Origin of the sequence: Pseudoalteromonas sp. BSi20480, assembly GCF_000241365.1 — a bacterium.
In the GTDB taxonomy this organism is placed as follows: Bacteria; Pseudomonadota; Gammaproteobacteria; order Enterobacterales; family Alteromonadaceae; genus Pseudoalteromonas; species Pseudoalteromonas marina.
Map to the genome: position 1 here is coordinate 20,570 of NZ_BADX01000082.1, position 8,431 is coordinate 29,000.

At 37.8% G+C, this 8,431-nt stretch carries 7 protein-coding genes; 6 read left to right on the top strand and 1 reads right to left on the bottom strand.

The features are described from left to right. The first annotated feature begins 9 nt into the window (after positions 1–9). Positions 10–546, top strand: a complete 537-nt coding sequence (locus P20480_RS09305) for a hypothetical protein (RefSeq protein WP_008129595.1) — start codon at positions 10–12, stop codon at positions 544–546. Continuing rightward, positions 533–1,360, top strand: a complete 828-nt coding sequence (locus P20480_RS09300) for a restriction endonuclease (protein WP_238530298.1) — start codon at positions 533–535, stop codon at positions 1,358–1,360. The genes P20480_RS09305 and P20480_RS09300 overlap by 14 nt, the downstream gene beginning before the upstream one ends. Here the strand turns inward: P20480_RS09300 and P20480_RS09295 are convergent. After that, positions 1,333–3,405, bottom strand: coding sequence for a DNA phosphorothioation-associated putative methyltransferase (locus tag P20480_RS09295; RefSeq protein ID WP_008129599.1), 2,073 nt, complete (start codon positions 3,403–3,405; stop codon positions 1,333–1,335). The two genes, P20480_RS09300 and P20480_RS09295, sit on opposite strands and share 28 nt — an antisense overlap. A gap of 515 nt (positions 3,406–3,920) precedes the next feature. On the opposite strand from P20480_RS09295, the gene P20480_RS09290 reads away from it, so the two are divergent. The 4 genes from P20480_RS09290 to P20480_RS09275 all read left to right on the top strand — a co-directional run bounded on the left by P20480_RS09290 (position 3,921) and on the right by P20480_RS09275 (position 8,239). Beyond that, positions 3,921–4,403 (top strand): hypothetical protein, encoded by a 483-nt coding sequence (locus P20480_RS09290; RefSeq protein WP_008129602.1) that lies wholly within the window; start codon positions 3,921–3,923, stop codon positions 4,401–4,403. A 2-nt stretch (positions 4,404–4,405) separates the two neighbouring features. Then, a complete protein-coding gene (locus tag P20480_RS09285; protein WP_008129604.1) occupies positions 4,406–5,536 on the top strand; it encodes a DUF1570 domain-containing protein in 1,131 nt (376 codons plus the stop codon). A gap of 96 nt (positions 5,537–5,632) precedes the next feature. Then, positions 5,633–6,700 carry a hypothetical protein gene (locus P20480_RS09280; protein WP_008129605.1) on the top strand — a complete coding sequence of 356 codons (1,068 nt, stop codon included), beginning with the start codon at positions 5,633–5,635 and terminating at the stop codon, positions 6,698–6,700. A gap of 555 nt (positions 6,701–7,255) precedes the next feature. Further along, positions 7,256–8,239, top strand: a complete 984-nt coding sequence (locus tag P20480_RS09275) for an IS110 family RNA-guided transposase (protein ID WP_008129608.1) — start codon at positions 7,256–7,258, stop codon at positions 8,237–8,239. Positions 8,240–8,431: the final 192 nt, after the last annotated feature.

The following is an 8,431-nucleotide window of genomic DNA, read 5'->3' on the forward strand; positions in this document are numbered from 1 at the left end:
CGTTTTGCAATGAAACAAGGGCTATTTTTAGCTATGTTCGCAGGTTCGTTATTTTGTATAAACAAGTTTGAAGGCAGTTATGACGGTATTGAATTATGGCTTTTAGTATCGTTACCATGCTTAATTTTAACTATTAGTTTACTCCCTGATTTTGTGACAGATAGAGGCGTTATCAAATCAAAATCTAACTGGTGTTTTATCGCAATTTATTTTGTGCCTGCTTTATTAAAAATACTGGAGTTAAATTGGGAAGCCTGTGTTATACCCTTACTAGGTATTGGCCTAGGAATGACATTTATATTCTACTTAATAAATCGATTAGAAGGGTACACGCGTGCTTGGTCTCGTTACAGAACCGCTCAATATAAAGTATCTTTGATTAGTTGCCAAAAGCAAACGGGACTACTAACGGAAAAACAAGCACTACACCGTTTACACCATGTGATAAATAGTGAAATTGAATCACGCCACAAAGAGATTATTAGCGACCTTCATTTTTTTGGTGACAAGGTGAATGGGCTTCTTGGCAAACGTGCTGGCTTGTAAAGCCCAATACAATCAAAGGACAAATAATGACAAAGCTTACTATTTAGAGGCTGCGAAAGAGGCTTTATATCTTTTGGGTGCACCGAGTAGTCTCAAACAAATTTACAGTAAGATTATGGAACGCTCTCTCTATAAGTTTGGTGCAAAAGACCCTCTTGCTGTTTTACGAGTCCAAATAGAAAGACATTGTGAGCAAACATCGTGGTCTTGCGAAGCTAAAAATAAATTTTTTATAAAAGATGATAAAGGACTGTATTCGTTAGTAGCTTACAAACAAAAAAAGCCAGTACCCGACCAGATAGCAGAAAGTGCTTTAGATAATTTGAGTTTAGTTAAAGAGCTTGCCAAAAAACTAAAACAAACAACAATTAATCATATTATTGATCATCTATATAGCTTAGAACCGGAAGAATTTGAGCTATTCTGCCAGCGGTTCTTAGATAGGTATGGATTCGAGGATATGATTGTAACTCAACGCGGCCGAGACGGCGGGATTGATGTTCATGGCTACTTAGAAGTAGGTATCTCACAATTACATGTTGCAGCGCAATGTAAGCGTTACAAGCGCACTAACAAGGTATCACGCCCTGATATTTCACAGTTTAGAGGAGATATTCAAGGCGAGTACCAACAAGGCATTTTTATAACCACTAGTGAATTTACAAAAGAAGCTCAAGATATAGCCTTCAAGAGAGGTTGTGTGCCTATTGTGTTGATTGACGGGCAAACACTTGCTGAAATAATGATTGATCGCGAAATTGGTGTAACAAGAAGTAATATTCCGATTTATGATTTTGAATTAGACTTGGTATAAAACTTATTGCCTTTCAACTCAACACCCCAATAGTCAAACACCTTGAGTAAAATAGGCCAATTGGGCCATTCTGCTTTGGTCACGCCTTTTAGCATATCGGCTAATTTTTTATCAAAGCGTTGTTGGCTTATGTATTCGCTACTGTCTTTTTGTAAATAATTTATTTTATTATAAAAGGGCTGGTAGGGGTAAGCATCGCCGTAGTAAAAATAGTCTATATCTTGCTCTAGCATTTTGACTTTTATTCGCTCAGTGAGCAGTGGCAGCTTTTTATTAAAGTCATCGTATTTTAAAAATGTCACTTTGCCTGAACGCATATGTATTTTTACTAAATCTACGTCGTCAATATCGCCATACAATTGCACCGCACAGCCTATGTATACACGCAGTATTGCGGGGAGCTGGTTTAAGTAACGAGTGGGTAAAATATATGAGTGGTTGTCGTGTAACTCACCGAGCTGAATTTGACCAAAGGCTTGGTAACAGGAATTGCCAATATTAGCGGGGTCTGCAATCGAGAACAGCAGTTGCTTTGCTTGCTCTAATGCTTGGTTGTAATCGCTAAAATGTACTTTTAAATCTCGCGTCAGCCTTGCAGGCATATGGCTTTTAGCCTGGCGTTTACCAAATAAGCTAAGTGCAAAATACACCAGTAAATCGGTTTTTCGTTTTTGTTGCGCTTGCTCAAACTCATTTTGTTCGTAGTAATTTTGTAGCAAGCTAAATGCTTTGTTGTGGCTGGCAAAGTATTTACGTAATGCTGCGCTTTGTTCAAACTCATCGTTTGCAGGTAAACGGCCTAAGTGCAGGCAATGTTGCCAAAAATCATCAAGCAGAGTTTTGTGTTTTTCAAACAAGGTTTTTTGCTGGGCTTTGGGTAAAGCTTTTGGCTGCGGCCTTTGGGTTATATGTTGCCAATTATAATTTTGAAATTGTAGCTCTAAGTGATGTGCCTCTTCTAATTGTGGGCATTTAAAAATAGCGATAATACCTTGCCCAAACGCCATTGTTTTAACGTTTAGGGTTTGCTCTATGTAAGCTCTTATTTGGGCTTGGCTATAGTATTTTTGAAAGGTATTCCATTTAGTTATTACGCCGTCTTTATATTGTTTGAAGTGTTCTTGCTTCGTTTCGTTTGCGAGCATTACTGACACTAAAAGCAATTTTTTAGTATGCTGAAAAGCCGTTTTTAGTGTATCTATACGCTCTTGTTGATCTTCAATAACATTGAGTACAAAACCTAAATTAACAATATCACTTACTTGCTTTCCTCCGTTTGGCCTGTGTACTGGGTCCCATGCGTTAATATTTAACCCGTGGGCTTCTAGCTCAGTTGCGTCGTCAGCTAAGCCGCAGCCATAATCAAGTATTGAATATTCACCATTTAAATAACCGTACTTTGCTAGTTTTTGAAAAGGCGCTGAAAGCCTATCACGATTTATAGCTGTTAAATGTCGCTTTATTGTTTGTGGTTCATTTTCAACTATAGGCTCTGGTAACTCAGCTACTTTGTGTAATCTGCCTTGCTCATCAAGCTTGTAGCCTTTGCGTTTAATTAAGTTTTCCCATTGCTGTTTAAAACCAATACTCTTGGTGTTTTGGTACAGGCCTATTTGTTCACCTTCGTTGGTAATATCTTTAAATAATGGATAGTGAGGATAATTTGGGAGAACAAAGGTTTCTTTACGGTGCAATATGGGGGGATTATTTGAGCCACTGTAGTTAGTTGTTTTTAATGTTAGCTCTTGGGCATCTATAGTATGGCTGGTATGGAGTGCTGGGTAAGCGTATTCATCAAAATCAGGGTAGTTAAGTAGAGTAAATTTTAAGTCGCGTTTATAGAGTTTAATTAGGTTCCACGGTTGTTCTACTTCAAGTTTGTTTACTGTGTTTGTTATGAAGCTTAACAATTGTGATGGTGGGGCTTCTGCTAATGAACTTTTATGTAAATAAATGGCTGTAGGTAATGATTTACCCTGTTTGAGCTTTTTTACTAAATCACGGTATTGAGTGAAGTTTAGTGATGTCGGTAAGTTAGCTGCCATATAAATTACTCAAATAATTAAGATAACTCAATATACCTAACAGCAATAGCAACAACAAATTTGAAGGTAAGTGCTAAGACAATTCCCCCTTGATTAAACCTGAAATTAAATTAATGATGAGTAATTTACAGCATGGATGTTGTTAAAAAGCGTAGCTTGGCCATGGGTGAAAAATGCAGTTTTGAACGAGAGGGGAGGGATACCTGAACTGGAGAGCGTACATGGATGTGAAAGTTGTGCCTATCTTCGATGGTTATGTTCATATCATTAATTTAAATTGAGGCAATAGTGTGATCCTCGGGGCGACGTGGGGTTCCAAGGGGCGGTCGGCGGTATCCGCCCCTTGGTTGCCATCGCCAACGCGATATAAGTAAATTATTTTAAAAGCTGCGCTTTCGCGCAAGCAAGCTTTGCGCCTCCAGATTTATTAATCATTGTATTTATAAATTAACAGCAATCACTTATATTCTGCTTTATAAAAATAAATTTTAAGCACTGCAAGTAAAGGAAAAGTGATGATTAAATGGATTTTGGTAGTTTCTACTACTTTATTTACCGCTGAAGTTTTTGCCGGCGATGCTTACTCGCAATCGCGTTGCGATGGCATTAAAAAAGAGCGTGAACATATTCGCGCAAAAATGCGCCATGGTTACAAAGCAGCTGAAGGTGAAAGGCTTAAAACCCGCTTTACTTTTTTATTTAAAGAGCTTGCTAATCATTGCGATAAACCTAAAAAAGCAGCTACACGCAAATACGTTAAACCTGCACGGGCTTACTCTTCAAATAACAGTACACTACTGAATCAAAAAGTGGCAACTATGTCTTTATATAGCGATAGCTATAGTAATAAAGCAAAGCTAGATGCATGGTCAAAATTTTATAAGTTGCCTGAGCGCTGCCGTAAAAAAGGAATGAACACATCAGAGTTTGTTTGGTGCAGTGAATATAGGGGTAAACAAAAAGCATTGTTTGAAGCGCAGTGGAAAGGGAAGCCGTAATTATGTTTAAAACTAAGTTGCGTGTTGTGTTTATATTTTTTTTGTTTGTAATTGCTTGTGGCTTAGTGGCTAACCATTTAACTGGGCGTGTATTTAATTTTTACGATCCGATTGGTGAAGCTAAGCGCATTTATAAAAGTTTAAGCACACAAAATTTAGAACCATCGATAACAAAAACAGCAATAAATAAAACTGTTGTGAAAATTCAGGGCAATAAAACGTCTACTGATTTTCATTTTCCTCAGGCCGATATTACTCGGTGTGTTGATACCTCTTTAGGGGAAGTTAAATATGAACGCAATGGCGATATTTATACTTGGACAGATAGCCAAGGCGTTGTGCATTTTACCGATGAAAAACCTAACTTTGCAGTTGCAACGTACGATTCAGGTTTTAAAGCGCCGCTCGATTACTTTGATTTAACCTTAAATACCCCTAAGTTACCGTCGTCTTTTAACCAAGCTTTACGCATAAAGCTTAATACTGTTTTTAAGGTTTATGGTCAAATAATTGGTGTGCACGCACTTAAAAAAGTGAAGCTAAATTTGACTGTTTTGCCTACTAGAGGCTCTTATGAGGTGGCTATTAAGCAGCGCGGTGGCGACCCTAGAAATTCAGTGGGGATGTATTTTCATGCTAGTAACTCTGCGTTTATAGAGTATAGAAATACTCAAAGTGCAATGAGCACAGCGGTGCATGAAGCGGTTCATGCGATTAATAAAGCTGTACTAGGTTATACGCCTAGGTGGTTAAATGAAGGGTTTGCAGAGTACTTTGAAATTACTAAAAACCATATGCAAACCGGTATTGTAGAGCCTAATACCTCATGGACAATAAATAATAAACTCGCTAAGGGCGTTTTTAATATTAGCAGGTTAATAGGTTCAGAAGAGTCGTGGAAACAAAACAATACGAGTAAATTATACGCAAGTAGTTGGGCGACAATTTACTTTTTGATGGATTCATCGCAGGGGAGAATATTACTTAAAAATATAATGCTAGCCGAGCAGGAGTCCCCTTGTAATAAATTGCAGCCCAAGCAGTTAAAAAACATGCTGCACTCTCAGTTTCCTAATTTTAGTAAGGTTTATGCCCAGTGGTTAAAAACACCGTTTAAGGCGCATAACTTTTAATACGTAAAATGATATTTTAGTTATTTTTAGCGTTAGCCCTAGTGTGAGTTTTGTTTTTTAAGTATTGTTGTTTAACTATTATGCTGGGCTAATTTAATGAAAATAAAAACACGTCATGTATTGTTGTTGGTTGTGGTGTTGCTGGTTTTACACTTTTTTTATAAACCAAATAGCGCTGTGGTTGAAGTAAATAACTATACGCACAAAGCTGAAAATGCTGAGAGTTATACGCATGTGTATACTACTGAAACCGTTAACGATAAGCGTGTTGATAATGTAGCCAGTAAAGTAAAAGCTCAGCCAAAACCTGCCCCAGTGCAACAAAGTAGTTGTGAGTTGATTCATGATCCTGAAGAGCTTGAATACGCGCAAAGTGAGCTGTCGCAGTTAAACGATAATCTCGATTTTACAGCCGAAAAATTTGATATAGGCCCTTACACCTCTGTTAATTTAATTACCCCTAATGTAAATAGCGATTACCATAAAACGCTGCGTATTCGTTTATTTGAAGCATACGAAAAGTATCAAAACTTATTTGGTTTATACCCCGACAGACCCATTTTAATGAACTTGGTTGTATTACCTAATAATTATTACGACGATTATGTGTCGCGTTTTGGGGCTTTACCAAGCAACAATGCGGGGATTTATTTTGGTAAAAATAATACGGCGTTAGTGAGGTTTGATAAGGCCGATCCGCAAAGTAGTTTACGCGTAGCAATTCACGAGGCAATGCATGTCATTAATTTTAATTTAATTGGCAGTACCCCTAGGTGGTTAAACGAGGGAATAGCTGAGGTTTTTGAAAACACGCTGATTTATAAAACTAACCGAACTATTGCTATTCCTACCTACCGTGTACGCCGGACGTATATGGAGTTTAGGTCGTTAATTGATTCAGAGGCGTTGTGGGAGCAGCAGTCTTACCGAAGCGATTTATATGCAAATGCGAATAATTGGTTGGCGTTTTTTATTCAGCATAAGCAGGGCAGAAGGGTGTTAAAGGCGATTGTGCAGGCTGAGGCTAAAAACCCGTGCAATACGCTTGATAATGAGGTGATTTTAAATGCGCTTTCTACCTATTTTATAGATTACGAGCAGGCGTATTTAGTGTGGTTAAAGGCGTCGAAGCAGGTTAAGGGCGAGTTTATTCCTGTTTATTAAAGTGTGTTAGTTATTTAAAAGCGTAATGCACAAAGAGAACAAAATGAGGAGTAAATGAGAAGAGCCGAGCTACTTGATCACTTCTCTAAAAGCGAAGCGTCTCTAAACCTCTTTGTGAATAATTGGGTTTTTAAGGGCTTTAATGCGGCAAGAGAAGTGAATACAAAGAAAATGAGTAGCCAAAGTGATGGTATTAAGTGATCTTTTTATTACCACAGAGCACACCGAGGCGCTTCGCGCTACACAGAGTTAAAAAATATTGGGTTGGTCACTTTTTCTGATCTTCTCCTTCACTTCTCCGTGGTAACACAATCATTTTATTAACCCCCGTAAAAGCGTTGCTTTTAAACGCCAGCAAGCTGCGCGTCTTGTATCTCTCATTGATAAATGATTAGCTATCATTTATCACATCGAAGTCAGTGAGCTTGCCTGTGCGTCTAGTATTTAATACTGCTCCGTAGATAAGGCCCTGATTTTCTATTCTCAGAAACTGAATGGTATCCAAGCACACTTTTATTTAAGTAGATGCTGTATGTACAAGGGGAGTAAGTAGAGATGATGTTTATCGGCATTGATATTAGTAAAGAGAAGATTGATTTATCGTGGTTGAGAGACCAACTTACAAATAAAATTAAAACTAAAGTCTTTAAAAACAAGCGCCAAGACTTTGTAACAATAGAAAAATGGCTTTTAAATACAACTAAAAGCGCTGCTAGTGAGCTCGTTATCACCCTCGAACCAATGGGTGTTTATCATGAAGCGCTGATGTATTTTTTACACGAGCAAGGCTTTAATATTATTTTAGCGAATCCCAGTAAAGCTAAAAAGTATGCAGACGCTTTAAACATAATTCACAAAACAGACAAATCTGATGCAACGATGCTTGCTCATTATGGCTGTGCTAAGCACGCAGTCGTTAATTATTGGCAACCTGAAGCATTAGCAATTAGAGAGCTTAAAGCCCTTATTCGTCGTTTAGATGCGCTTGAGAGTAACCGACAACGAGAGGCTAACCGATTAGAAGCAAGTGAATTCAGCAACGTTTCCGCGCGTGTTTGCCAATCGATAAAAGTGACTATCGCGTTTTTAGACGATGAAATTAAACAGCTTAAATCTGACATTGATAACCACATAGATAATGAACCTGATTTAAAAAGAAACAGGAAACTACTTGAGTCTATCCCTGGTATTGGGCCCGTATTATCGAGAGAGCTAACGTATTTGTTTGCGGCTAAAAAATTTAATAAAGCCAAAGAAGCTGCCGCTTATTGTGGATTAATTCCACGGCATAATGAATCGGGTAAATTAAAAGGGCGAACATCAATCAGTAAACTTGGGCCAGCCAGAATTCGATGCAAACTTTATATGGCGGCCATTGTTGCAGGGCAATGGAATAAAACAATAAAGAGACACAAGTTAACGTTAATAAACAATGGTAAAACACCGATGCAAGCTGTGTGTGCAAATATGCGAAAGCTAATTCATATATGTTTTGGTGTAATAAAAAACCAGGAAGCGTTTAAGCTCCAAGAAAGTTAAATACGGCCTTGAAGCTTAAAATGAGAGATGGTATCTACCAGTAAATTTAGAAATAATGAGCTTATAAAACTGTAATGCACAAAGAGGAGTGAATGAGTAGTAAATGAGAAGAGCAAAGCTACTTGATTTAAGTTATTGGTTTTAATAACGAGTCACTTAATTACTACTCTAAAAGCGCAGAGTCTCTTAACC

Bases quoted from the DNA above. Each gene is read 5' to 3' on its own strand.
- P20480_RS09290 (WP_008129602.1), top strand. From the start codon at position 3,921: ATGATTAAATGGATTTTGGTAGTTTCTACTACTTTATTTACCGCTGAA.
- P20480_RS09295 (WP_008129599.1), bottom strand. From the start codon at position 3,405: ATGGCAGCTAACTTACCGACATCACTAAACTTCACTCAATACCGTGAT.
- P20480_RS09285 (WP_008129604.1), top strand. From the start codon at position 4,406: ATGTTTAAAACTAAGTTGCGTGTTGTGTTTATATTTTTTTTGTTTGTA.
- P20480_RS09280 (WP_008129605.1), top strand. From the start codon at position 5,633: ATGAAAATAAAAACACGTCATGTATTGTTGTTGGTTGTGGTGTTGCTG.
- P20480_RS09305 (WP_008129595.1), top strand. From the start codon at position 10: ATGAAACAAGGGCTATTTTTAGCTATGTTCGCAGGTTCGTTATTTTGT.
- P20480_RS09275 (WP_008129608.1), top strand. From the start codon at position 7,256: ATGATGTTTATCGGCATTGATATTAGTAAAGAGAAGATTGATTTATCG.